The organism is Pseudomonas sp., assembly GCF_030696055.1.
In the GTDB taxonomy this organism is placed as follows: Bacteria; Pseudomonadota; Gammaproteobacteria; order Pseudomonadales; family Pseudomonadaceae; genus Aquipseudomonas.
This window is the reverse complement of the sequence record NZ_JAUYNP010000230.1, coordinates 1-1,067: the sequence shown is the minus strand read 5'-3', so window position 1 is coordinate 1,067 and position 1,067 is coordinate 1. Positions and strand designations below refer to the sequence as shown.

The following is a 1,067-nucleotide window of genomic DNA, read 5'->3' as shown; positions in this document are numbered from 1 at the left end:
CTCACCGCCTCGCGCAGGGCCGCGGCATAGGCCGGGTCGATTTCCTCGGCCGGGCGCACCGCATCAATGTCAGTCAAGTTCACGCAATACAGCTGCACCGCCCGCACACCATCCCGGGCCAGATTGGCCAGTTCGCGCAGGTGCTTGCTGCCGCGTTCGGTGCGCGCATCGGGAAAGGCGGCGACGCGGCTGTCGGCGAACCCCAGGGTGACGCTCTTAACTTCGACGAACGCCGGGCCGGTCGGGTAATCCAGGCGAAAGTCGATGCGACTGCGTTCCTGACCATAAGGCACTTCGCGCTTGAGGCTGGTGAAGCCGTTCAACTCGGCAATCAGCCCGGCGCGCAGCGCCTCTTCCACTAGGGCATTGGCCCGCCCGGTATTGATCAGCGCCAGGCGCCCCTGGGGCGTCTCGCCGATTTCCCAGGTACCGGGCAGTTTGCGCTTGGGGTCATTGCTGCGACTAAACCAGACCCGCGCGCCCTCACTCATGCAATTAAGCATGGAGCCGGTATTGGGGCAGTGGATGCACAGCTGCTCTCCGCTGGCGGTCTCGATATCGGCGAGAAAACGCTTGTAGCGGCGCAGCAGCCGACCCTGCTCCAGAAGCGGCTCAAAGCGCATCGGGGCGCCAGCTTTTCAGGCCGCGGGCGATGCGTGCCACCGCCTGCTGCAGACGCGGCAAGTCCTGGGTGTAGGCGAAGCGCACATGCTGGCTGGCCAGATGGCGGCCGAAGTCCAGGCCGGGGGTGAAGGCCACATGCTCGGTTTCCAGAAAGTGCTGGCAGAAGGCGTAGGCATCGCCGCCGAAGGCACTGATATCGGCATATAAATAGAAGGCGCCTTCTGGCTCCACGGCGATCTTGAAGCCCAGTTCGCGCAGGGCTGGCAGCAGGTAGTCACGCCGACGTTCGAATTCATGGCGACGCTGTTCGAGGATTTCCAGGGTCTGCGCCTGGAAGCAGGCCAGCGCGGCATGCTGGGCCATGCTCGGCGCGCTGATATAGAGGTTCTGCGCCAGCTTCTCCAGTTCCGGCACCGCGGCCGGCGGCGCCACCAGCCAGCCGA

2 protein-coding genes are annotated in these 1,067 nt (G+C 65.0%); both read right to left on the bottom strand.

Annotation, left to right across the window (positions count from 1 at the left end; translation table 11 throughout):
• Window positions 1–623, bottom strand: a 623-nt coding sequence (gene sfsA, locus Q8Q83_RS13665) for a DNA/RNA nuclease SfsA (protein ID WP_305624581.1), incomplete at its 3' end; no start/stop codon positions are given.
• On the bottom strand, window positions 613–1,067 hold a 455-nt coding region (locus Q8Q83_RS13660; RefSeq protein ID WP_305624579.1), incomplete at its 5' end, for an aminotransferase class I/II-fold pyridoxal phosphate-dependent enzyme. The genes sfsA and Q8Q83_RS13660, both read right to left, overlap by 11 nt.